This is a genomic window from Geodermatophilus sp. SYSU D00697, assembly GCF_054050175.1.
The window spans coordinates 20,904-43,453 of record NZ_JBJGYV010000035.1; the positions used below are offsets into that span (position 1 = coordinate 20,904).

Here is a 22,550-nt window from a genome sequence, read left to right on the forward strand (position 1 = left end):
CTACTGGTCGGCCCCCGTGAGCCACCTCACCGGATCCGGCGAGGGGCCCGGCGCGGGCGGTGACGCAGCGTCAGAAGAGACGGGCGAACGCGGCGCCGAGGTCGGGGACCTCGATCAGCCGCATGCCCTTCGGCGCGCTGCCGGCGTCCTCGGGGACCAGGGCGACCCGGTAGCCCTGGCGGGCCGCCTCGGCCAGCCGGCGACCGGTGCCCCCCACGCGGCGGATCTCCCCGGAGAGCCCGACCTCGCCGAGGGCGACCAGGCCCTGGGGGAGCGGGACGTCCTTGGCCGCGGAGGCGATCGCCAGGGCCAGCGCCAGGTCGGCCGCGGGCTCGGTGATGCGGACGCCGCCCACGGACGCGGCGAAGACGTCGGCGTCGGCCAGCCGCACCCTGCCGCGCCGCTCGACGACGGCGTTGACCATCGCCACCCGCTGGGAGTCCAGCCCGCTGACCGCGCGCCGCGGCGACCCGCCGCCGCTGTTGGCCGCCACCAGCGCCTGGACCTCGGCCAGCAGCGGGCGGCTGCCCTCCAGCGTCACTGTGACGCAACTGCCGGGGACCGGGGCGGTGCGCCGGGAGACGAACAGGTGCGAGGCGTCGGGGACACCCACGACCCCGCGGTCGCCGATCTCGAAGCACCCGATCTCGTCGGCCGGCCCGAACCGGTTCTTGGTGGCCCGGATCAGCCGCAGGGTGGAGTGCCGCTCCCCGTCGAAGGAGACGACGACGTCGACCAGGTGCTCCAGGGTGCGGGGACCGGCGATGGCGCCGTCCTTGGTGACGTGGCCGACGAGGATCGCCGTCATCCCGCGGCTCTTGGCGACACCGGTCAGCGCGCTGGCGACCGCCCGCACCTGGGTGGATCCGCCGTCGGTGCCCTCGACGGCGGGGGAGCGCACGGTCTGGACGCTGTCGAGGACCAGGAGCGAGGGGTTGACCTGCTCGACGTGGGCGAGGACGGCGGACAGCTCGGTCTCCGCGGCGAGGTAGAGGTCCTCGTGCAGGGCGCCGATCCGCTCGGCCCGCAGCCGCACCTGGGCCGCCGACTCCTCGCCCGACACCACGAGGGCCGGGCCGTTCGCCGCGGCCACCCGGTGGGCGACCTCGAGCAGCAGGGTGGACTTGCCGACCCCGGGCTCGCCGGCGACCAGCAGCACCGCGCCGGGCACCAGGCCGCCGCCGAGGACCCGGTCGAGCTCGTCGATGCCGGTGGGGACGGCGCGGGCGGAGGCCAGCTCCACCTGGGCGATGGGGACCGCGGGGGCGGTGACCGGCCCGGCGGCGACCGACCGCAGGGGCGACGCGGGGGCGCCGACCTCCTGCAGCGTGCCCCAGGCCTGGCACTCCGGACAGCGGCCGACCCACTTGGCCGCGCCGTACCCGCACTCGGTGCAGCGGTGGGCGGGGCGGGACTTCACTCCTGCGGTGGGCACCCGGCGACGCTAACCGCCGGGTACGACAGTTCCAGGGAAGAACGCGGCCCCCGTGCGGGGGCCCTCGATCACTCGGACTCGGTGTCCTGCTCCGCGTCGCGGCCCTCCGCCGCCCCGTCGTGGAAGTCGAAGCCCTCCTCGCGGGGCAGCGCCCGGTCGGGGGTGGCGACCGACGCCTGGACGGGGATCTCCCCGGCGTTCTGGAAGGTCAGCGTGAGCTCGATGCTCTGGCCGGCCGTCAGCTCCTCCGACAGGTCGGCGAGGTCGACGGTGAGCCCGCCGTCCTCGCCCACGAAGACGGTGGAGCGGGCGGGGATCGGGATGTCCACCCGCGTGCTGGCCGACGGAGCGGCCGACGTGGGGGCGGCCGACGTCGGGGCGGCCGCCGGGTCCGACGGGGCGGCCGGGGTGCCACCGGTGGTCGGCGCGGCCGACGGGGAGCCCGGGACGGCCGGGGAGGGCGTCGTCTGCCCGCTCACGACCACCCCGCTGAACGCGTCGCCCTCGATGCCGACGAGGGTGTCGGCCTCGTTGCTGCCGTTGACGATCGCCAGGGACAGCGGTGCGTCGTCGCCGGCCGAGTAGCGGCCCTCGGTGGGGTAGCCGAGGAGGACCTGGCGCAGGGTGATGTCGCCGGACTGGGCCTCGGGGCCGACCTTGTCCCGGTTCTGGGTCGCGGTCTGCGAGACCTGCCCGGCGCTGCACGCGCTCAGCGCGACCGGGCTGAGGAGCAGCACACCCATCGTGGCGGCGCGCAGTGCGCGGTTCACAGCCGTCGACCTCCAGGGACGTGCAGGCCACCGCACGTCGATGGCCTGGGTCGCGCCGAGCCTAACGCCCGCCCCCGGCGGCCCGCCCGGAGGGACGGGGTCCGCCGCGCCGCGTCCGCCGGCACCCGTCCGGGTGACGCCGGTGCAGTCGGCGCGGCCACCTGCCGATGCACGGGAGGACGGCGGGATCGGCGACGGGGGGCAGGATGCGCACGGGACTGCCGTTCGACGACGTCCTGGCCGCGGCGCAGGCCGGGGCCGCCTGGGCGTTCGAGGTCCTCTACCGGGACCTCTCGCCGGCCGTGACCGGCTACCTGCGACTGCACGGCGCCGCCGAGCCCGACGACCTGGCCAGCGAGACGTTCATCGGCGTCCTCACCGGGCTGGCCGGCTTCCACGGGGACGAGGACGCCCTGCGCGCCTGGGTGTTCACCATCGCCCACCGGCGGCTGGTCGACGACTGGCGTCGCCGGGGGCGCCGTCCGCAGGTGACCGACGACGACGCGCTGCTGGGCGAGCTCGGCGGTGGCGACGCCGAGGACGACGCGCTGGTGCGGATCGGCGCCGCGGACGTGCACCGGCTCTGCGCGACGCTGCCCACCGACCAGCGGGCGGTGCTCCTGCTGCGGATCCTCGGTGACCTCACCGTCGAGCAGGTGGCCCGCGTGCTCGGGCGGTCCACCGCCTCGGTCAAGGCGCTCCAGCGGCGCGGGCTGCGCACCCTGCGCAGCGCCCTCGAGACGAGGTCCCCCGAAGGGGTGGGGACCGGCGCGCACCCTTCTGCGGCCCTGCGGCGATGACGAGGACGAGATGACCACGCCAGCTGACGACCGCGCCGTCGAGGAGGCCTTCGAGGCCGCCCTCACCGGCCGCCCCGTGCCCGACGGCGCGTGCTCCCTGGTCGCGTTCACCGACGCGGTCCGGGCGGACGCCGCGGCGCCCGGGAGGCCCACCGCGGCCCTGGCCGAGCTGTTGGCGACCGGTCTGCTCACCACCCACCAGGAACCGTCCCCCGGGACGGCCGGGCACCCCGCCCGGACCTCACGGAAGAGGCCCCGCATGCTGTTCACCGCTCTGATCGCCAAGATCGCCTCCGCCGGCGCGGTCGCCAAGGCCGCCGCCGGGACCGGCGCCGTCGTGGTCGCGCTCGCCGGCGCCACCACCGCCGGTGCGCTCACCTCGCCGGAGGGGCCCAGCCCCGTCGTCGAGACGGCCGTGCCCGCCGGGACCGCCGGGACCGACGAGGCCGTCGGGGAGGACCCCGACGTCCCGGCCGACGACGCCGTTGAGAACGCCCCGTCCGAGGACACTCCGGACACCGGGGACGACACGACCGGGGACGACACGACCGGGGACGACACGACCGGGGACGACACGACCGGGGACGACGCCGCCGGGGACGACGCCGCCGGGGACGACGGCGCGGGTGACGACGCCCCGGCCGACGAGCAGCCCCAGCCGGTGCAGGAGGACACCGAGCCCGCGCACCCGGAGAACTTCGGCGCGCGGGTGAGCGCCGACGCGCGCGACGGTGGCGTCGACGGCTCGCAGATCAGCGCGGAGGCGCACGCCCGGAACGAGGCGCGCAAGAAGGCCCGGGAGGCCGCTCGGAACGAGGCGCCCGAGGTCGAGGACGAGGCCCCGGAGGTCGAGGAGGCCGAGGAGGAGACGGCCGAGGCGGTCCCCGCGCCTGCGGCGGAGCCCCGCGGCAACGCCGGGCAGTCGGGCAACGGGCGCGGCCACGGCAACGGCAACGGCAAGAACTGACACCGCCGGGTGGGGCCGCAGTCAGGTGACCGCGGCCCCACCCGCCAGCATCAGCACGACGTCCAGGACGGTCAGGAGCATGACCGCCGGGAAGGCCAGCCGGCGGAAGCGCGCGGTGCCGGCCAGGGCGGCGACGGCGACGGCGGGCACGGCCAGCGCGAGACCGGTCCACCCGGCCGCCGTCGGGGGGCCCTCCGGTCCCAGCACCAGCACCAGCGAGGCGCCTCCCAGCAACGCCGCGCCGGAGACCGCCGAGGTCCGGGCCCCCAGCCGGTGCGGCAGCCCGCGGACGCCGGTCGCCAGGTCGTCCTCGAGGTCCGGCGCGACGTTGGCCAGGTGGGCCGCCGCGCCCAGCGCGCCCCCGGCCGCCACCAGCCACCAGGGCGCGACCGGCGCTCCGGGAGCCGCCGCCACCACCCCGGCGGGGAGCGCGCCGAACCCGGTGACGTAGGGCAGCAGCGAGGCGGCGGTGCGCTTGAGCCCGGCGTTGTAGGCCCAGCCGCTGGCGACGAGGGCCAGCAGCAGCAGTCCCGGCACGACGCCGAGGAGCAGGGACAGGACGACGGCCGCGGCAGCCGACGCGAGCGCCAGCGAGCGCAGCAGTGTGGGGGCGACGGTCCCCTGCACGACCGGCTTGTCGGGCCGCGCCACGGCGCGGTCCCGGTCGGCGTCGAGCCAGTCGTTGCTCCACCCGATGGATGCCTGACCTGCGAGGACGGCGAGCCCGACCAGGACCACCCGCCCGACCGGCACCCCCGCGGCCACCGCCAGGAGGGTCGCCACGACCGTCACGGCGACCGCCGGACCCGGGTGGGTGGCCAGCGCCAGTGCCCGGGCCGTCGCGGCCGGCCGGGAGGGGTGCGCAGGCACATCCACCACGCCGCTGTCAACCCCTCTCACCAAGTTGATCCCGCCGCTGACCTGCGGGTTTACGAATCTGGGTCGTCCCGTTCGTCAGTTTCGCGTGGTAATCTGTGGACAGCGAAAGGGGTCACACACACATGGGCTTCACTGTCGGCGAGACCGTTGTCTACCCGCACCACGGTGCCGCGCTCATCGAGGCGATCGAGAAGCGGGTCATCAAGGGTGAAGAGAAGGCCTACCTCGTGCTGAAGGTCGCCCAGGGCGACCTCACCGTGCGCGTGCCGGCCGACAACGCAGAGATCGTCGGCGTCCGTGACGTCGTCGGTCAGGAGGGGCTGAACCGGGTCTTCGAGGTCCTGCGCGCCCCCCACACCGAGGAGCCGACCAACTGGTCGCGCCGCTACAAGGCCAACCTGGAGAAGCTTGCCTCCGGTGACGTCAACAAGGTCGCCGAGGTCGTCCGCGACCTGTGGCGCCGCGACAAGGACCGTGGCCTCTCGGCCGGCGAGAAGCGCATGCTCTCCAAGGCCCGCCAGATCCTGGTGAGCGAGCTCGCGCTGGCCGAGGGCACCAACGAGGACAAGGCCGAGGTGCTCCTCGACGAGGTCCTCGCCAGCTGAGCTCGGTCCGCCCGGCTCGTCGCACTCACGCACGTCCAGACCACTCCCGTGCACGCTGTCGGCATCGTCGCAGCGGCCGGGAGTGGTCTGCGTCTGGGGGCGGACCGGCCGAAGGCGCTGGTGCCGCTCGGCGGCCGGGCGCTGGTCTGCTGGGCCGTCGACGCGCTGCGTGACGGCGGGGTGGCCGAGGTCGTGGTGGCGATCCCGGCCGCCGAGTTCTCCGCGTTCGCGACCGTGCTGCCGATGGACGTCCGGCTCGTCGCCGGCGGCCACACCCGCACCGCCTCGGTCCGGGCCGCGCTCGAGGCCGCCGGAGGCCCGGCCGACGCCGTCCTCGTCCACGACGCCGCCCGCCCGCTGACCCCGCCCGAGGTCGTGGCCCGGGTGCTGGCCGCGGTGGCCGCCGGCGCCCCCGCCGTCGTCCCCGTGCTGCCGGTGGTCGACACCACCGTCACCGTCGACCCCGACGGGCTGCTCACCGGCACGCTGCCGCGCACGGAGCTGCGCCGGGTGCAGACCCCGCAGGGCTTCGCCCGGGACGCGCTCGTCGCCGCCTACGGGCGGCTGCCCGACGACGCCGACCTCACCGACGACGCCGCCGTGGTGCGCGCGGCCGGGATCCCCGTCGCCACCGTGCCGGGCGACGAGCGGGCCGCCAAGGTGACCGTGGCCCACGACCTCGCGCTCGCCGAACTGCAGGTGCACGGGTGACCCTGCCGAGGGTCGGGATCGGGGTCGACGTCCATCCTGTCGAGGCCGGCCGGGAGTGCTGGCTCGCCGGCCTGCGGTGGCCCGACGCCGACGGCTGCGCGGGGCACTCCGACGGGGACGTCGTCGCACACGCCCTCACCGACGCGGTGCTGTCGGCCGCCGGGCTCGGCGACATCGGCGGGCTGCTCGGCACCGACGACCCGCGGTGGGACGGTGCCCGCGGCGCGGCGGTGCTCGGACACGTCCGGGAGGTGCTCGCCGCGGCCGGCTGGCGGGTCGGCAACGCCGCCGTCCAGTTGGTCGGCAACACCCCGAAGGTCGGTCCGCGGAGGGCCGAGGCGGAGGCGACGCTCTCCGCGGCCCTGGGCGCGCCGGTCAGCGTCACCGCCACCACGACCGACGGCCTCGGCCTGACCGGCCGGGGCGAGGGACGGGCGGCGATGGCGACGGCGCTGGTGGTCCGGACCGACGACGGGTCGGCGTCCGGAGACTCCGAGCAGAGCTGATGCCGCGCTCCGTAGACTCCGCACGGTGAGCCTCCGCCTGTACGACACGGCCGCGCGCGCGGTCCGCGACTTCACGCCCCTGCGTGCGGGACAGGCCTCCGTCTACGTCTGCGGGCTCACCGTGCAGGGCCCGCCCCACGTCGGACACGTGCGGGCCGCACTCGTCTTCGACGTGCTCCGCCGGTGGCTGGACGCCGGCGGGCTCGAGGTGACCTACGTCCGCAACGTCACCGACATCGACGACAAGATCCTCGCCAAGGCCGGCGAGCACGGCGTGCCGTGGTGGGCGTGGGCGTACGCCAACGAACTGGCCTGCACCCGGGCCTACGACGTGCTGGGGGTGCTGCCGCCGACCTACGAGCCGCGTGCCACCGGCCACATCCCCGACATGGTCGCCCTGATGGAGCGGCTGATCGAGCGCGGCCACGCCTACGCCGTCGACGGCGACGTCTACTTCGACGTCCGTAGCTTCCCCGAGTACGGCGCCCTGACCGGGCAACGGCTCGAGGACCTGCAGCCGGCCGCCGACACCGAGACCGACGAGCGCAAGCGGGACCCCCGCGACTTCGCGCTCTGGAAGGCCGCCAAGGAGGGTGAGCCGGAGACCGCGTCCTGGGCCACACCGTGGGGCCGCGGCCGGCCGGGCTGGCACCTGGAGTGCTCGGCGATGGCCGAGCGCTACCTCGGGCCCGAGTTCGACGTCCACGGCGGCGGGCTGGACCTGCGCTTCCCGCACCACGAGAACGAGCAGGCCCAGTCACGCGCGGCGGGGGACGGGTTCGCCCGCTACTGGCTGCACAACGGCTGGGTCACCCTCGGCGGCGAGAAGATGAGCAAGTCGCTGGGCAACACCGCGCTGGTCGACGAGGTCGTCGAGCGGGTGCGGCCGGTGGAGCTGCGCTACTACCTGATCGCCCCGCACTACCGGTCGACGATCGAGTTCACCGACGCCGCACTGGCCGAGGCGGCCGCGGCCTACCGGCGGCTGGAGTCGTTCGTGAAGCGGGCTTCGGAGCGGGTGGGGTCCGGGGCGGCGGGGCGGGTGAGCGATTGCCCGGCGAAGCCCGACCTGCCGCCGGAGTTCGTCGCCGCCCTCGATGACGACCTCGGCACCCCGGCCGCGGTCGCCGCCGTCCACGAGGCGGTGCGGCAGGGCAACACCGCGCTGGCCGCCGGGGACGACGAGGGCACCGCGGCGGCGCTGGGGTCGGTGCGGGCGATGCTCGCCGTCCTCGGGCTGGACCCGCTGGACCCGCACTGGGCGGCTGAGGGCGGCGGCGACGGCCGGCTGACCGCGGTCACCGACGGGCTGGTGTCGCTGGCGCTGGAGCAGCGCCAGTCCGCCCGCGCGCGCAAGGACTACGCCGCGGCCGACGCGATCCGCGACTCGCTGGCCGCGCTCGGTGTCCAGGTCGAGGACACCGCGCAGGGACCCCGATGGGAGCTGAGCCGCTGATGGCCGGCAACAGCCAGCGCCGGGGCCGCACCAGCGGCGCCGGCAAGAAGGGCGCCACCGCCGGCACCGGCGGCAAGGGCCGCAGGGCACTGGCCGGCCGCGGAGCGACGCCACCGGCCGAGATGCGTCCCGGCCACCCGGCGCAGCGACGGGCACAGGCCGATGCCCGGCGCCGGGCCGACCGCGACCGCAGCCGGCAGCGCGCCGAGGAGGCCCCCGAGCTGCTCCTGGGGCGCAACCCGGTGGTCGAGGCGCTGCGGGCGCAGATCCCAGCGACCGCGCTGTACGTCGTCACCGGGGACAGCCGGGCGGCGACCGACGAGCGGATCACCGAGGCGCTGCACCTGGCCAACGACCGGGGGTTGCCGCTGCTGGAGGTCGGCAGGGCCGAGTTCGACCGGATGTCCGGGGGCGCCCTGCACCAGGGCATCGGCCTGCAGGTGCCGCCGTACCAGTACGCGCACCCCGACGACCTGCTCGACCACGCCCGCGACTCGGGCCGGCCGCCGCTGGTGGTCGCGATGGACGGGGTCACCGACCCGCGCAACCTCGGCGCTGTCGTCCGCTCGGCGGCGGCCTTCGACGCGCACGGTGTCGTGGTCCCGCAGCGGCGGGCGGTGGGCATGACCGCCTCGGCGTGGCGGACCAGCGCCGGCGCCGCCGCCCGGCTGCCCGTCGCGCGTGCGGTGAACCTGGCCCGCGCGCTCGCCTCCTACCAGGACGCCGGGCTGATGACGGTGGGCCTGGCCGCCGACGGCGACGTCGACGTGTCGGACTTCGACGGCTTCACCGACCCGGTGGCGCTGGTCGTCGGCGCCGAGGGCGCGGGGCTGTCCCGGCTGGTGCGGGAGCGCTGCGACGTCGTCGTCAGCATCCCGATCGCCCGGGACACCGAGTCGCTCAACGTCAGCGTCGCCGCCGGGATCGCGCTGTACCAGGCCGCGATGACCCGGCGCCGAGCGGAGTAGCAGGGGCGCGATGACGTCGCGGTCCTCCGGGCCGCACCGCGGCCAGGTGCGGTCCCCCTGATGCGTCGAGCGCCGGTGCCGCCTGGTCTCGGACCCCTGCGGGGCCTCCTCGACGGCTTCAGCCGAGGAGCTGGGCGACCGTGTAGATCACCAGGCCGGCCAGTCCGCCGACGACGGTGCCGTTGATGCGGATGAACTGCAGGTCCCGGCCGACCTGGAGCTCGATCCGGCGGCTGGTCTCCTCGGTGTCCCATCGGGCGACGGTGCTGCCCACCAGGTCGGCCACGTCGCCGGCGAACCGCTCCACGAGGTAGCCGGCGGCCGTGTGCGCGTGCCGCTGCACCAGCTCGCGGAGGGTGGGGTCGTTCTCCAGCTTGTCCGCCAGCGTGCGGATCATCGCGGTCATCCGTGCCCGCAGCTCGGACTCCGGGTCCGCGGCGGCGGTCAGGACGGAGTTCTTCACGGTGGTCCACAGCGACCCCGACCACGTCCGGACGGCGGGGTGCTCGAGGAGCTCCTTCTTCAGCTCCTCGACCCGCCCCGCGGTGGCCGGGTCGGTGCGCAGCGCGTGCACGTAGGCGCGCAGCCGGGCGTCGTACACCCGGCGCAGCTCGTGCCTGGGGTCCTCGCCGACCTCCTCCAGGAACCCCTGCAGGGCGGCGAAGACCCGGTCGAACACCCGGTCGTCGACCCAGTCGGGCACCCACGCGGGGGAGGCGTCGCCCAGCTGGGCGCGGAACACCACCCGGTTGTCCTCGAGGAACCGGGCCAGCCCGCGCAGCGCCGCGGACAGCACCTCCTGGTGGCGGTCACCGCCCACGACCAGCTCCAGCGCACGAGCGACCACCGGGGCGGCGGGCGTGGCGTGCAGCTTGCGGTCGACGAGCGCGGCGACGGCCGGCTGGAGGTCGTCGTCCCGGAGCAGGTCGGCCACCGAGTGCAGGACCGCCGCGGCGTCACCGGAGAGCCGCTCGGCCCGTCCCTGGGCGGCCAGGAACGCGCCGAGCCGGCCGGGGACGTCGATCGTGGTCAGCTTCTCCTCGACCACGGCGCGGGTGAGGAAGTTCTGCTGGACGAAGGTGCCCAGGCTGGCGCCGATCTGGTCCTTCTTGCGCGGGATGATCGCGGTGTGCGGGATCGGCAGCCGCATCGGGTGCCGGAAGAGCGCGGTGACGGCGAACCAGTCGGCCAGGGCGCCCACCATCGAGGCCTCGGCGGTCGCCCGCACGTAGCCCACCCAGGCCCCGGCCTCCGGGCCGAGCAGGACGCAGACGAGGAAGACGGCGGCGGCGGCCAGGAACAGCCCGGTCGCCAGCCGCTTCATGCGGGCGAGGTCACGGGCCCGCTCCGGGTCGTCGAGGGAGCGGGCCAGGGCAGCGGTCGGGCGGGGTGCCGGCACCTGACCGAGCCTAGGCACCCCGCCGCGGACCGCGCTGGGCGTCAGTCGGAGGTGCTGCCGAGGGTGACCTCCACCGAGGAGGTGCCCGTGCCGCGCTGGACGGTCAGGGTCACCGCGTCGCCCGGGGTCGCGCTGCGCACGGCGGCGGTCAGCTCGGTGGAGGTGGTGACCACCCGGTCGCCGACGGCGGTGACGACGTCCCCGGCCTGCAGTCCGGCGTCGGCCGCCGGGCTGTTCGGCTGCACCTGCACGATCTGCGCGCCGGTGCCGATCTCGGGGTTGCCGTCGTCGGCCGCGGTCTGGGCGCTGACGCCGAGGAACGTCGTCCGCGCCGAGCCCGAGGCGATGATCTCCTTCGCGATCCGCTGGGCGGTGTTGCCCGGGATGGCGAAGCCGACGCCGATGTTGCCGCTCTCCGCCTGCTGGCCGGGGGCGCCGGCGGCGACGGTGGCGATGGCGGTGTTGATCCCGACGACCTCGCCGGCGCCGTCGACCAGCGCGCCGCCGGAGTTGCCCGGGTTGATCGCGGCGTCGGTCTGCAGCGCGTCGATGACCGTCGCGTCGTCCTGCGTGGAGCCGGTGGCGACGGCGCGGCCGGTGGCGCTGATGATCCCGTCGGTCACGGTGTCCGACAGCCCGAGCGGGGCGCCGATGGCGACCGCGAGGTCCCCGACCTGCACCTGGTCGGAGTCGGCGAAGGTGGCCGGTGTCAGGTCGGTGGCGCCGTCCAGCTTCAGCACGGCGAGGTCGTAGGTCGGCTCGGTGCCCACGACGGTCGCGTCGTACAGCGTGCCGTCGGAGGTGCGCACCGAGACGGTGGCCGAGCCCGCGCTGCCGTCCAGGCTCACCACGTGGTTGTTGGTCAGCACGTAGCCGTCGTCGGTGAGGACGACGCCCGAGCCGCTGCCCGAGCCGGACTGCGCGGTGACGTAGACGGTCACCACGCTCGGCGCCGCCTTCGCCGCGGCCGCGGTCACGGCGGTCGCCGTCTCGGGGTTGGTGATGGTGACGTTCTGCGCGGCCGCGGTCGCGGTGCCGGCCGTCCCGCCGTCGTCGGTGAGCGCCACAACCCCCGCTCCGGCGCCGCCGCCGATGAGCGCGCCGGCGAGCAGGCCGGCGACGCCCATCCGCAGCCGCCCCGACCGCCGGCGCGGCTCCGGGGGCTCCGGCGGGGTGGGGGGCTGGGAACCGGGCGGCGGGGGAGGAACGGCGGCCGGCTGCTGCCAGGCCGGGGGCGTCCACGGGGCGGCGCTGGGGGTGCCGTAGTGGTTCACGGTTCCTGAGTCCTCCTATCGGGCGGCGGTCCGCCGCCCTCGCGGACTCCACGATCGGCTCCCCGGCTGCCGCGGGGCTGGAGGTCGGCTGTGAGGTCCCTGGACGCGTCAGTGGGGGACGCCGGACAGCAGCCGGCCGCGGGCCACCAGCTCGGTCGCCACCCACACCGCGACCACCTGGGTGGCCATCAGGCCGATCAGCACGAGCAGTTGCGCCGCACCGGCCTCCAGGGGGCTGCCCCCGCCCAGCAGCACGCCGACGAAGGCGCCGGGGAGCGTCACCAGCCCGACCGTGCGGGTCTGGTCCAGCCCGGGCACCAGGGCGGTCGCCGCGGCGGAGCGGCCGATCTCGAGGACGGCGTCCCGCCGTTGGAAGCCCAGGGCGAGGGCGGCCTCCACCTCGCCGCGCCGCCCGGCCAGCTCCTCCCGCAGGCGGCGGCCGGCCAGCGAGGTGGCCGTCATCGCCCCGCCGACGAGGATCCCCGCCACCGGGATGACCGCCTCCCCGCGCAGCGGCACGGTGCCGCTGGCCAGCACCAGCGCCACCACCGGCGCCGCCCCGCCGACGATCGGCAGCGCCGCGGCGCCCACCCGGCGCAGCGTGCCCGCGGCGCGCACCGGCAGCCCGGTGGCCCGGCCGGCCGCGGTGACCGCCGCGACGCTGACCATCAGCAGCACGAAGGCGGCCGACAGGGCCAGCGAGCGGACCACGGCCAGCAGGACGGCGGAGACCACGCCCAGCTGGACGGTGGCCCGCAGCGCGGCGACGGCGACCGGGCGGTCCTGGCCCAGGCCCGAGACGCGGCCGACGGTCGCGGCCAGGGCGGTGAGCACGGCCAGCACCACGGCCAGCCGCGGGCCGAGGTCGACGACGGAGGAACCCACGGGCGCCGATCCTGCCGGGCGGCCCGGCGGGGCCGGGTCAACCCACGGCGATGATCTCCTCGCGCGGCTCCGCGCCGGTCACTCGGTGCACCGGCGGCACGAAGGCCATCGGGGAGGTGCAGTGCCGCAGCAACCAGCGGTGCAGCGAGTCCAGGGGGCGGTGCAGCAACCCGCCGTGGCCGGCGCTGAGCGCGAGCAACGGGGTCGGGCAGGCGGCGGCGAGCACCCGGCCGCCGGTGGGGTGGGGGAGCCGCTGGTGGGACACCCGCAGGCCGGGGAACCGCTCGAACCACGCGTCGGCGTCCCCGGCCCAGTCGGCGTCGTCCGGACGCGTGTGCAGGACGGTCAGCGGCACCGCCGACCGCCGCGCCTCCTCGGCGGCGAAGACGGCGACCGGCTCGTCGTCCTCGCGTTCACCGAGGCCGAGCACCGCCACGTGCGGGCGCGTCCCGCCGGTCGGGCCGCGGCGCCGGGGCACGACGACGACCGGCTGCGGGCTGCGGGCCGCCACGCGCTGGGCGACCGAGGCGAGCACCATCTCGTCGGCCGCGCCGGTGGTGGAGATGCCGAGCACCACGAGTGCGGCGTCCTCGGCGGCCCGGAGCAGCGCGGTCACGGCGTCGCCCGGGACGACCTCGGTCGAGGTGGAGACCGACGGCGCGGTGTGCCGGGCGACGGTGTAGGCCTGGGCGGTCACCCCGCGGGCCCGGGGCAGCTCGGGTGGTGCCGCGCCGGCGACCCCCGAGCGCCCGAGACGGCGTGAGGCGTACACGATCCGCAGCGGCGCCCCGCGGCGCGCGGCCTCCTCGGCGGCCCACCGGACGGCGCGCAGCCCGCACTCGGTGCCGTCGGCGCCGGCCACCACGGGCAGCGGCGGCGGGTCGCCGTCCTCCGGCCGGGGCTCGGGCAGGGTCCCGGCGGGCGTGGGGGTCGTCGTGGACACGGGCACCTCCGTCGACGTGAACGCCCCCGTGCGTGACCGAAGCGTCCTCGCCCGGGCGCCGACAGGGAAGACCCGACCGACACGGTGAGTGCAAGAGCCTGCTGTCTGGGTAGGGGGCGGGCGGGACCGCTCCGCGCGGCCCCTGTCCCGTCCGGCCCCGTCCTGGAGGCTGCCCCGTGCCCACCCGCGGCCCCCTCACCCGTCTCCTCCTCGGCCTCGGGCTGGTCGCCGGCGCCGCGTTCGCGGTCGTCGGAGGCCTCGCCCTGCCGCCCAGCGGCCTGGTCGCCGTCGCCCTCGCCGGCGTCGTCGCCGGTGGCCTGGCCTGGGGCGTCTCCCGCGAGTCCAGCGGGCGGGACAGCCGCGCGACCGTCGAGGCCGCCTGGCGGACGGCCGCGGCCACGGTGACCGTGCTGATCGTGCTCTCCGGTGCCGCGACCCTCGGCGGTGCGCAACTCACGCTGCTGGTCGCGGCGGGCGGAGGGGCCGTCGCGCTGGGGGTGTGGGCCGTGCGGGGTGGCCGGTCCGCCCTGGCGGGTCCGGGCGTCCCGATGGCGGACCCGTTCCGTCCGGCCGACGTCCCGGCCCGTCCGGCCGACGTCCCGGTCCGGCCGGTGGCGGACCTGTCGACCGGTGAGCTGGGTCGGGAGTGGGTCCGGACGACCGCCGCGCTGGGCGGCCGGCTGGACCCCCGCACCCGGCAGGCCCTGGTCACCCGCCGGCAGGAGACGCTCGACGAGTTGGAGCGGCGCGACCCGGCCGGCTTCGCCCGTTGGCTGGCCGCCGGGCCCTTCCCGGGCAGCGACCCGGCCGGTCACCTCCGGCACGGCGACCCGGCCGCCTGAGGCTGCGCGCTGGGCCTCCGCCCGAACCCGACGTCAGTCCCGTCGCCCCGGCCGGCGGTGGAGGACGGCGTCGCTGACGGTCTGCCCGGCCATGTAGGCGGCCGCGAGCAGCAGCAGCACCCCGACGCCGAGACGGAGGTTGTCGAGGAGCAGCCGGACGATGGCCCAGGCGGCAACCGCGATGACGGCGGCCAGCGCGACGTTGACCACGAAGCCGACCAGGTGCCCACGCAGGGTCGCCTCGACCACGGCCACGCCCATCACGATGGCCGCGGCCGGGACCAGCAACCCCGCCTGGCCGAACACGAGCAGCAGCCCCAGGGCCGCGAACAGCATCGTGCTGGAGGCCGACGCCCAGACCAGCATCGCCCGGGCACGGGCGCCGGTGTCCCGGTGCAGGGGGAGGGCCCGGTGCCTCAGGTGGTCGTGCGGGTGCGGCACGGGAGGCGAGGCGTCCCGCACCTGGTCGTGGGCGTCCAGCTCGGCGGCCAGCTGCGCCTGGCGTGCCCGCAGTCCGGTCACCCTGTCCTGCAGGGCCGCACGTGGCGGGCTCGGACGCTGCGCCGACCGGCCGGCGACGCGGTCGGCGACCGTGGCGCTGCGCAGCTCGTCGCGCACCGTCTCCAGCTCTGCGCGGACGCCGGACAGGGACGCCACCAGCTGACCGCGCCGGGCCTGCCACCGCGCATCCGCATCCCGGCGCGACACCGGCTCTCCGTCGAGGTCGGCCCAGGCCAGCGGTTCCGCCCAGGACCGCCGCACGGCCCCGCTGCGCTCGTAACGCGGCCCGGCCGGTGCGCGCTCCCCGCCCCAGGGATCCCCGGTGTCCAGCCCCCACAGCCCGCGGTAGTCCCGCACCCAGCCGGTGTCGTCGTCGATCACGTGGCGGTGCCATCCGCGGTCCTGTCCGGGGCCGACGGAGACCCCGTCGCCGCGGCGGAGGTCGATGAACGGGAGGCCGATCCCCGCTGCCGTCGGGTCCCACCACGGCAGCACGCGGGCGATCCTGCGGCGCAGCCGATCGAGCCAGGCCGGCAGCTCCGGGGCGACGGTCACCAGGTAGTCGCCGGGCAGGCAGGCCGCCGAGTGCGAGCCGGCACCGACGTAGACGACCGGGTGGTCCCCGACGAACCCGAGGTCCGGGTCGTCCCACCGGCGTCGCAGGTCCGCGCCGGTCTCGTCGTGACTGGCGAACAGGACCCACGCCGGGGTGAGGGCGGACGCCTCCTCGGTGAGCACGACGCTGACCTGCTCCCAGTCCGCCTCGTGGTCGTTGACACCACGGAAGGACGAGCGCCAGTCGTTCATGGGGTAGAAGAACCAGTACTGCAGCACGACGTACCCGCCGTCGCGGAGGACGTGCCCGTAGTAGTGGCAGGCGTCGGCGTCGTCGGTCGACCGCGTCTGCACGTGGGCCGCCGCGGTCCACCCGCCCGGCACCTTGCCGCGCAGGTGCAGCGAGAGCCGCATCAGCGCAGGGACCACCCGGGCCAGCAGCCCGACGGCGGCCGCGCCGCTGGCCCGGCCCGACGGCTGCGGTGCCGCGCTGCGCCGCCATCGGCGGTGCTCCCCACGATCCATCGGCTGCCGGACGTAGCGCAGTGACAGCGCCTCTCCCCGGTGCTCGGTACACAGCGCGGCCAACGCGGCGGGGGTCAGCGTCGCGGGGCCGGCGAGGACGCGTGCCGAACCGCCGGACCCGCTGAGCAGCGATGCACGGGCGAGGTACCCCTCCACGGAGCTGGGGTGGAACAGCTCCCCGCGGGTCAGCCGCAGCACTGGTTCGTACCGCCGCAGCAGCGCCGTCGCGTCGTCGACCTCGAACGCAGGCACGCCTCACCTGCCCACAGCACCACCACGGCTTGCGGCCGTCGTCGCACGTCCGGCTCCGGGCCGGTCTCCCGGCCCTCTGTCAGACGAAGGCTGGACCCACCGGCCCCCGTGGCGCAACACCCGTCGGGGCGCTGGGCACGGGCCCCGCCGTCGCGATGTGGTGCCACGGGCAGGACGCGAGCGCTGCGACGCCCACATCGCGTCCATGACCAGCGCGGTCGTCGCCGTGGGGCGGTGCTCCCGGGCCCGCCACTGCCCGCCGGGGTCGGGGACCGGTGGCATCGGCCACCCCTGCGTCCCCGGGGCGGAGCCGGATCCGAGGGCGATGCCATGCATCGGTTCGGCCTGACACCGCAGGAGGCGGCGCGGGTGGAGTCGGCGGTGACGGGGGGCCGCCGGATGGACGACGAGCGACTGCGCCGAGCCGCCGTGCTGAGGGCTCAGCAGCTCGTCGAGCCGACCGAGGCTCGCAGGTGGACCCCAGCGAGGGTGGCCACGGCCGTGATCGCGCGCGTCGCGGGGCTGCTCGACGGCCGCTTCGGACACGTCGCCGAGTCGTCCCTCCGTTGTCCCTCCACCTGGCCGATGTCCCGCCGACGTGGGGTGTGGGAACAGCTCCGGTGACCTGCGTCTCCTCGGCGCTCACTGCTGATCGCCGTGCTCGGTACGGGGACGCGCAGCAGCCGATCGTGGGATACGAGTCCGGGTCTCTCGGACGCCGCACGTGATCTGCTGGTCAGGCAGGACCGTCCACTGCCTCCGGTGGGGTGGGCGCTTGCCGTGGACGTGCCGGATCGTCGGAGGGACTGGGTCCTCCAGGCGACGCGTCGAACCGTGGACCAGCAGAGGACACTGCCACCGCATGGTGAGCGGACATCCGGACGTGCGGTTCGCAGCATCCCCGGGTCATCTGGCGGCGGCGGGCCTCACGGCGATCGCGGTGTCCTTCGCCTTCGCCCGGTACGGGTACGGGCTCTTCCTGCCGCAGTTCCGGGAGTCCTTCGGCTTGTCCACCGAGGCCGCGGGACTGCTCGCCGCCGGCGGGTATGCCGGCTATCTGCTGGCGTTGCTGGCCACCGGGGTGCTGGTCGCCCGGACAGGGCCGCGCCTGCCCGTCCTGATCGGCACGTCGGCGGCGACCGTGGGCACGGCCATGATCGCCGCGGCGCCGAGCGCGCTGGTGCTGGCGATCGGGGTCTGCGTCGCCGCGACGAGCCCGGGTTGGTGCTGGGCGCCCTTCTCCGACGCCGTCGCCAGGCGGGTGCCTCCGGACCGACGACACCGCACCCTGTCGGTCATCACGTCCGGGACCACCTTCGGCGTGCTGGTCTCCGCCCCAGCGGCCTGGCTGACCGGCGAGGGCTCGACCTGGCGCCTGGCGTGGGCCGGCTTCGCCGTCCTCGCCCTGGGCTCGACGGTCTGGAACGCGCTGCTGCTGCCCGGCGGACCCGACCCGCAGCGCACGGACACCCCGGCGGGCACATCACCGTGGCGCTGGCTGCGGCGCGCCGGCAGCACGCCCCTCCTCCTCGGCAGCGCCGGGTTCGGTCTCACCAGCACCGTGTACTGGACCTATGGCGTCGACCGCGTCGCGGGAGCACCGGACCTGCCGGACGTCGCGGCACCGGTGTTCTGGGTGCTCGTCGGCGGCAGCGGGATCGTGGGCACCGCCACCGGCTCCCTGGTGGCTGCCGGCGGGCTGCGGAGGACGCTGGCCGCCGCCTCGATCGCTCTCGGTCTGGCCTCCGCTCTGCTGGTCCTGCCGCCGTCGTGGCCGCTGGTGGCGACCTCCGCGGTGCTCTTCGGCGCGAGCTTCATGGTGCTCTCCGCCCTGCTGGTGATCTGGTCCGGCGAGGTGTTCCCGGAACGGCCAGCCACCGGTTTCAGCGCCGCGCTGTGCGCCCTGGCCCTCGGCGCGATCGCCGGGCTCCCCCTGCTCGGCGGCTCCGCCGAGGCTCGCGGGCTGCCCCTCATGTTCGCGGTCAACGCGGTGCTGGTCATCCCTGTGCTGCTGCTGCGGCCTCGGTTCGGCCGGCTGCCTGACGGTCCCCGGACCAGGGCGACGCCGTGAGCCCGGTCGCGGCGCACGGCGACCACGCCCGATCGCACGGTGGACGGTCCGTCCCGGGACGTGACGCCGACGCCGCGTTGCCGTGGCCGCGGAGTTCTTCCCTGCGTTGTCCCTAGACTCGTCCCGGGACGTGGTCCCGTGTCCCGCCGGCGTGGCGCAACTGGTAGCGCACCCGACTTGTAATCGGGCGGTTGGGGGTTCGAGTCCCCCCGTCGGCTCGGCGCCGTGGGCGGGCGGGACGGCGTCCGCCCCGCCCGCCCCTCCGCTCAGCGCGCGGGGAGCCCGGCCGCCCCGCCACCGGGCTCGGCGGCTCCGGTGCCGGTGCCGGTCTCCGCGGCCCCGGGCAGCGCCTCGGCCTGGGCGAAGACCAGCGTCGCGTGCGCCGCGGCGTCCCCGAGCTCGTCGAGGGCCTGCGCGGACACATTGTCGAACCCGTCGCACGCCTGGTGGTAGCAGGGGTCGTAGGCGACCCCGGCCGTGCCGCCGTAGAGCGCCACCTGCGCCTCGGTCTTGACGCCCTCGGCCCCGGAGAACAGCCCCCCGGCGGGGATGCCCTGGGCGATGAACGGGCCGTAGTCCGACCGGCCGGTGAAGGCGGTGGCCTCGGCGGCCAGGCCCTGGGCGGCGAAGTGGTCGAGGAAGACCTGCTCGATGGCCCCGCTGCCCGCGGGGCCGGCGGGCGGGGTCGACGAGCCGTCGCCGTCGTAGACGAACCGGCCGAAGTTGGGGCTGCCGAGCATGTCGAAGTTGAGGTTCAGGGCGATCCGCTCCCGGTCGGCCCCGCTCAGCGTGGCCACGTAGTGCGTTGCGCCGAGCAGCCCGAACTCCTCCGCGCCCCAGAAGGCGAACCGGACGGCGTTGCGCGGTGCCACGTCGAGCTCGGCGAGCTGCTCGGCGATCTCCAGGATCGTCGCCGAGCCGCTGCCGTTGTCGTTGATGCCCGGGCCCTCGGGCACCGAGTCCAGGTGGGCGCCGACCACGACCACCTGGTCCTGGCTGCCCTGCGGGGTGTCGGCGAGGACGTTGGACGTCGTCCGTTCCTCCGAGAGCGTCGCGGTGGTGATGTCCACCCGGACCTCGCCGGCGGCCAGCAGCGCGGTCAGCTCCTCGCCCACGGCGTAGCTCGTGCCCAGCACCGGGATGGCCGCGTCCTCCGGCATCGGGCCGCCCAGGGTCCCCTGCAGGACCTCGGTCCGCCCCTCCTGGCCCTCGTTGAAGATCACCAGGGCGGACGCGCCGGCGGCCACCGCGGCGGCCGCCTTCTCCCCGAACGTGCAGGTGCCGCGCTGCACCAGGGCGACGTTCCCGGCCTGGAAGCCCGCGTAGTCCTCCGGCTGGCACCCGGCGGTCGAGGAGTTGGCCGGCCCGGTCGGGGGGACGACGTTGTCGGCGACGGCCTGGACGGGAGCGCTCACCGACCCCGATCCCGAGAACGCGGCGACGGCGAAGTCCTCGGCGGTGTACGCGCGCTCGGTCGGCGCCGTCCGCCGGAACGCGGCCGGTGCGGTCTGCTCGAAGTACGGGAAGGTGAACTCCTGCGTCGTGACCTGGTAGCCGGCCTCCTCCAGCTGCTCGGCGACGTAGGCCCCGGACGCGTCGTACCCCGGCGTGCCACTCGCCCGGTTGCCGCCGTGGGCCTCCGCGATCGCCTGCAGTGCCGCGAGGTGCTCGCTGATCCCGTCGACGGTGACCGCCTCGCGCAGCGCCGCGGTGTCGGTGCCGGCCGCGGCGGCGGGGGGAGCGACCAGCGCCGAGGAGACGAGGGCGAGCAGGGCCGGTGCCGCCCAGCGGCGTCGGAGTGGTCGGTGCACGGGAGCTCCTCCGTCCGGGACGCGTCGGCACGTCGACGTGTCGACACCGGGACCCAGTGTGACGGCTGCCACGTCGCTCTCGCGCGCCGGAAGCGGGGTCCGGCGCTCGCGTGGTCGCCGTCCCCGGACGCCGCTAGCGTTCGGTCGCGCCGGCCGTCGTCGGTCCGGCGTCCAGGAACAGCCCAGGTCAGGAGGCGGCCTTGAGCGACAACGACCACGTCTACCGGCTCAGCGAGATCGTCGGCAGCAGCAGCACGAGCATCGACGACGCGATCCGCACGGCGATCCGGAAGGCGGCGGCGACCGTCCGGCACATCGAGTGGTTCGAGACCAAGGAGATCCGCGGCCAGGTCGTCGACGGCGACGTGGGCTACTTCCAGGTCCGGCTGTCGATCGGCTTCCGGGTCGAGGACTGAACGCCCTCAGTCGAAGCTGCCGGCCCCGTCGCGGCGGTACGCGGAGCGGCGTTCCAGCCGCGCGCGCTCGGCCCGCTGCTCGCGCAGCCGGGCCGCCGTCCCGGCCGGGTACCCGGCCTTGGCCACCCGGTGCTCGGTCGTCTCGGTCATGAACGCCAGGGAGAAGAACAGCCCCAGGAGCAGCCCGCCGGCTGCCGCGGAGAGCCGGTAGCTCAGTGGCACGGGGACCACGGCCACGCACAGCACGATCAGGGGCAGCAGCTGGACGGTGGCCCGGGTGAGGTGCCGGCGGACCCAACCCGGCCCGGTCGTGTCGGCCAGGACCCACGGGGCGAGCTCCTGGGGGAGCCCGCCGCCGTAGGCGTAGCGCAGCCACTGCAGCGGCGTGGGCCGGCGCGCGGTGGAGGAGGTCTGCACACCCCGACGGTAGGCCTCCGGACGTTGCCGGAGGGGTGGGAGGGAGAGCACACTTCCCGAGCCGGTCGTCCCGAGGGAGGTCTGGGTGCACATCAAGCAGCTGCTCCGCCGCAAGGGGTCCGACGTGGCCACCGTGGAGGCCTCGACCAGCGTGCGGGACGCCCTGGCGATGCTGACCGAGCGCGGCGTCGGTGCCCTCGTGGTCTCCGCCGACGGCCGCCGGGTCGACGGCATCGTCTCCGAGCGGGACGTCGTCCGCGCGCTGCACCAGCGCGGCGCCGGGCTGCTCACCGACCCGGTGTCCAGCGTGATGACCGCCCGGGTGCACACCTGCCCGCCGTCCGCGGGGGTCGAGGAGCTCGCGCGCACGATGACCGACCACCGGGTGCGCCACGTACCGGTCGTCGAGGGTGGCGTGCTGGTCGGCATCGTCTCGATCGGGGACGTCGTCAAGGCGCGCCTGGACGAGCTCGAGGAGGAGCGCGCCAAGCTCGTCGACTACATCCAGACCCCCTGACCGATCCTGAGCACGGCTCAGGATCCGGCTGCCGTGCGCGGGCGCCGCGGGCGTAGCGTGCGGGTCGTGGACGAGCGGCGTTCGGGGGTCGCCTCCGGGCTGGCCGCCTACGGTGTGTGGGGCCTGTTCCCCCTGTACTTCCCCCTGCTGGAGCCGGCCGGCGGCGTCGAGATCGTGGCGCACCGGGTGGTCTGGTCGCTGGTCTTCGTCGCCGTCCTGCTGACCGTGGTGCGCCGCTGGTCACTGGTGCGGGCCGCGTTCACCGACCGCCGCACGGTGCTGGTGCTCCTCGGTGCGGCGGTGCTCATCGCCGCCAACTGGCTGGTCTTCGTCCTCGCCGTCAACTCCGGGCACGTCGTGGAGACCTCGCTCGGGTACTTCATCAACCCGCTGGTCAGCGTGCTGCTCGGGGTGGTCGTGTTCGCCGAGCGGCTGCGGGTCCTGCAGTGGGTGGCCGTCGGCATCGCGGCGGTGGCCGTGGGGGTGCTCACCGTCGACTACGGCCGGCCGCCGTGGATCGCGCTCACGCTGGCGGCCACCTTCGGCCTGTACGGGCTGATGAAGAAGCTGGTGCGGGTCGAGGCGGCGCCCGGGCTGTTCGTGGAGACGGCGCTGGTCGTGGTGCCCGCGCTCGTCGTGCTCGTCGTGCTGCACGGGCGCGGGGAGGGGACCGCCGGAGCCGCGGGGGTCGGCCACCTGCTGCTGCTGGTGAGCTCGGGCATCGCCACCGCGATCCCCCTGCTGCTGTTCGCCGCCGCCACCCGGCGTGTGCCGCTGTCCACGGTCGGGCTGCTGCAGTACGTCACCCCGCTCATGCAGCTGGCCATCGGGGTGTTCGTCTACGACGAGCCCATGCCGCCGGCGAGGCTGGCCGGGTTCGTGATCGTGTGGATCGCGCTCGCCGTGTTCACCGTCGACAGCCTCCGCCAGGCCCGCGCCGGTGCCCGTCGGCGGGCGGAGGAGACCGCGCCGGCGCCGGTCTGACCTCCCGCCGGACGGGCGCGAGGCGCACCGGGCGAGATGTCGGTGGGCGGGGCTACGGTCG

Annotated in this window: 22 protein-coding genes and 1 tRNA gene; 13 read left to right on the plus strand and 10 right to left on the minus strand. The window is 75.9% G+C overall.

What is annotated here, in order from left to right; all coding sequences use genetic code 11:
- Positions 1 to 70 precede the first annotated feature (70 nt).
- The gene (gene radA, locus ACI79C_RS21835) at positions 71 to 1,435 is read right to left on the minus strand and encodes a DNA repair protein RadA (RefSeq protein ID WP_456947788.1); all 1,365 of its coding nucleotides are present in this window, start codon (positions 1,433 to 1,435) and stop codon (positions 71 to 73) included.
- A gap of 68 nt (positions 1,436 to 1,503) precedes the next feature.
- Positions 1,504 to 2,205, minus strand: coding sequence for a hypothetical protein (locus ACI79C_RS21840; protein WP_456947789.1), 702 nt, complete (start codon positions 2,203 to 2,205; stop codon positions 1,504 to 1,506).
- A 206-nt stretch (positions 2,206 to 2,411) separates the two neighbouring features.
- Here ACI79C_RS21840 and ACI79C_RS21845 point away from each other — a divergent pair, with 206 nt between their 5' ends.
- A complete protein-coding gene (locus ACI79C_RS21845; protein ID WP_456947790.1) occupies positions 2,412 to 3,005 on the plus strand; it encodes an RNA polymerase sigma factor in 594 nt (197 codons plus the stop codon).
- A 10-nt stretch (positions 3,006 to 3,015) separates the two neighbouring features.
- Entirely contained in the window at positions 3,016 to 3,972 is a 957-nt protein-coding gene (locus tag ACI79C_RS21850) for a hypothetical protein (protein ID WP_456947791.1), read from the plus strand.
- Between the two features lie 21 nt (positions 3,973 to 3,993).
- On the opposite strand, the gene ACI79C_RS21855 is transcribed toward ACI79C_RS21850, so the two are convergent.
- Positions 3,994 to 4,851 carry a UbiA family prenyltransferase gene (locus ACI79C_RS21855; protein WP_456947792.1) on the minus strand — a complete coding sequence of 286 codons (858 nt, stop codon included), beginning with the start codon at positions 4,849 to 4,851 and terminating at the stop codon, positions 3,994 to 3,996.
- A gap of 122 nt (positions 4,852 to 4,973) precedes the next feature.
- Between ACI79C_RS21855 and ACI79C_RS21860 the strand changes: the two genes are divergently transcribed.
- The 5 genes from ACI79C_RS21860 to rlmB are packed head-to-tail and all read left to right on the plus strand — an operon-like array spanning position 4,974 to position 9,097.
- Positions 4,974 to 5,456, plus strand: a complete 483-nt coding sequence (locus ACI79C_RS21860; protein ID WP_097206868.1) for a CarD family transcriptional regulator — start codon at positions 4,974 to 4,976, stop codon at positions 5,454 to 5,456.
- A 48-nt stretch (positions 5,457 to 5,504) separates the two neighbouring features.
- Positions 5,505 to 6,167, plus strand: coding sequence for a 2-C-methyl-D-erythritol 4-phosphate cytidylyltransferase (gene ispD / locus ACI79C_RS21865; protein WP_456947793.1), 663 nt, complete (start codon positions 5,505 to 5,507; stop codon positions 6,165 to 6,167).
- Positions 6,164 to 6,673: a 2-C-methyl-D-erythritol 2,4-cyclodiphosphate synthase gene (ispF, locus tag ACI79C_RS21870; RefSeq protein ID WP_456947794.1), complete on the plus strand. Its 510-nt coding sequence runs from the start codon at positions 6,164 to 6,166 to the stop codon at positions 6,671 to 6,673. Before ispD ends, ispF begins: the two co-directional genes overlap by 4 nt.
- Positions 6,674 to 6,698: 25 nt before the next feature.
- The gene (gene cysS, locus ACI79C_RS21875) at positions 6,699 to 8,129 is read left to right on the plus strand and encodes a cysteine--tRNA ligase (protein WP_456947795.1); all 1,431 of its coding nucleotides are present in this window, start codon (positions 6,699 to 6,701) and stop codon (positions 8,127 to 8,129) included.
- Entirely contained in the window at positions 8,111 to 9,097 is a 987-nt protein-coding gene (gene rlmB, locus ACI79C_RS21880) for a 23S rRNA (guanosine(2251)-2'-O)-methyltransferase RlmB (protein ID WP_456947796.1), read from the plus strand. The genes cysS and rlmB overlap by 19 nt, the downstream gene beginning before the upstream one ends.
- A gap of 118 nt (positions 9,098 to 9,215) precedes the next feature.
- Here rlmB and ACI79C_RS21885 read toward each other — a convergent pair whose 3' ends face one another.
- The 4 genes from ACI79C_RS21885 to ACI79C_RS21900 all read right to left on the minus strand — a co-directional run bounded on the left by ACI79C_RS21885 (position 9,216) and on the right by ACI79C_RS21900 (position 13,598).
- Complete coding sequence (locus ACI79C_RS21885) at positions 9,216 to 10,496, minus strand: DUF445 domain-containing protein (protein WP_456947797.1); 1,281 nt, start codon at positions 10,494 to 10,496, stop codon at positions 9,216 to 9,218.
- Between the two features lie 41 nt (positions 10,497 to 10,537).
- A complete protein-coding gene (locus ACI79C_RS21890; RefSeq protein WP_456947798.1) occupies positions 10,538 to 11,770 on the minus strand; it encodes a S1C family serine protease in 1,233 nt (410 codons plus the stop codon).
- A 108-nt stretch (positions 11,771 to 11,878) separates the two neighbouring features.
- On the minus strand, positions 11,879 to 12,655 hold the full coding sequence (locus ACI79C_RS21895; protein WP_456947799.1) for an ABC transporter permease: 777 nt from the start codon (positions 12,653 to 12,655) through the stop codon (positions 11,879 to 11,881).
- 37 nt (positions 12,656 to 12,692) lie between these two features.
- Entirely contained in the window at positions 12,693 to 13,598 is a 906-nt protein-coding gene (locus ACI79C_RS21900) for a universal stress protein (RefSeq protein ID WP_456947800.1), read from the minus strand.
- Between the two features lie 176 nt (positions 13,599 to 13,774).
- Here ACI79C_RS21900 and ACI79C_RS21905 point away from each other — a divergent pair, with 176 nt between their 5' ends.
- Entirely contained in the window at positions 13,775 to 14,440 is a 666-nt protein-coding gene (locus ACI79C_RS21905; RefSeq protein WP_456947801.1) for a hypothetical protein, read from the plus strand.
- Between the two features lie 33 nt (positions 14,441 to 14,473).
- On the opposite strand, the gene ACI79C_RS21910 is transcribed toward ACI79C_RS21905, so the two are convergent.
- Positions 14,474 to 16,273: a hypothetical protein gene (locus ACI79C_RS21910; protein WP_456947802.1), complete on the minus strand. Its 1,800-nt coding sequence runs from the start codon at positions 16,271 to 16,273 to the stop codon at positions 14,474 to 14,476.
- Positions 16,274 to 17,156: 883 nt separating this feature from the next.
- On the opposite strand from ACI79C_RS21910, the gene ACI79C_RS21915 reads away from it, so the two are divergent.
- Complete coding sequence (locus ACI79C_RS21915) at positions 17,157 to 18,344, plus strand: MFS transporter (RefSeq protein ID WP_456947803.1); 1,188 nt, start codon at positions 17,157 to 17,159, stop codon at positions 18,342 to 18,344.
- 145 nt (positions 18,345 to 18,489) lie between these two features.
- Positions 18,490 to 18,562 (plus strand) — tRNA-Thr (locus tag ACI79C_RS21920).
- A 48-nt stretch (positions 18,563 to 18,610) separates the two neighbouring features.
- On the opposite strand, the gene ACI79C_RS21925 is transcribed toward ACI79C_RS21920, so the two are convergent.
- Complete coding sequence (locus ACI79C_RS21925; protein WP_456947804.1) at positions 18,611 to 20,155, minus strand: M20/M25/M40 family metallo-hydrolase; 1,545 nt, start codon at positions 20,153 to 20,155, stop codon at positions 18,611 to 18,613.
- Positions 20,156 to 20,355: 200 nt separating this feature from the next.
- Between ACI79C_RS21925 and ACI79C_RS21930 the strand changes: the two genes are divergently transcribed.
- Positions 20,356 to 20,571: a dodecin gene (locus tag ACI79C_RS21930; RefSeq protein ID WP_456947805.1), complete on the plus strand. Its 216-nt coding sequence runs from the start codon at positions 20,356 to 20,358 to the stop codon at positions 20,569 to 20,571.
- A 6-nt stretch (positions 20,572 to 20,577) separates the two neighbouring features.
- On the opposite strand, the gene ACI79C_RS21935 is transcribed toward ACI79C_RS21930, so the two are convergent.
- Positions 20,578 to 20,988 (minus strand): DUF5313 family protein, encoded by a 411-nt coding sequence (locus tag ACI79C_RS21935; protein ID WP_456947806.1) that lies wholly within the window; start codon positions 20,986 to 20,988, stop codon positions 20,578 to 20,580.
- Positions 20,989 to 21,073: 85 nt separating this feature from the next.
- On the opposite strand from ACI79C_RS21935, the gene ACI79C_RS21940 reads away from it, so the two are divergent.
- Positions 21,074 to 21,505, plus strand: coding sequence for a CBS domain-containing protein (locus tag ACI79C_RS21940; RefSeq protein WP_456947807.1), 432 nt, complete (start codon positions 21,074 to 21,076; stop codon positions 21,503 to 21,505).
- Positions 21,506 to 21,571: 66 nt separating this feature from the next.
- Positions 21,572 to 22,489 carry an EamA family transporter RarD gene (rarD, locus tag ACI79C_RS21945; RefSeq protein WP_456947808.1) on the plus strand — a complete coding sequence of 306 codons (918 nt, stop codon included), beginning with the start codon at positions 21,572 to 21,574 and terminating at the stop codon, positions 22,487 to 22,489.
- The last annotated feature ends 61 nt before the right edge of the window (positions 22,490 to 22,550 follow it).

Coding starts and splice junctions, on each gene's coding strand:
- ACI79C_RS21845 (WP_456947790.1), top strand. CDS start 2,412: ATGCGCACGGGACTGCCGTTCGACGACGTCCTGGCCGCGGCGCAGGCC.
- ACI79C_RS21850 (WP_456947791.1), top strand. CDS start 3,016: ATGACCACGCCAGCTGACGACCGCGCCGTCGAGGAGGCCTTCGAGGCC.
- ACI79C_RS21860 (WP_097206868.1), top strand. CDS start 4,974: ATGGGCTTCACTGTCGGCGAGACCGTTGTCTACCCGCACCACGGTGCC.
- rlmB (WP_456947796.1), top strand. CDS start 8,111: ATGGGAGCTGAGCCGCTGATGGCCGGCAACAGCCAGCGCCGGGGCCGC.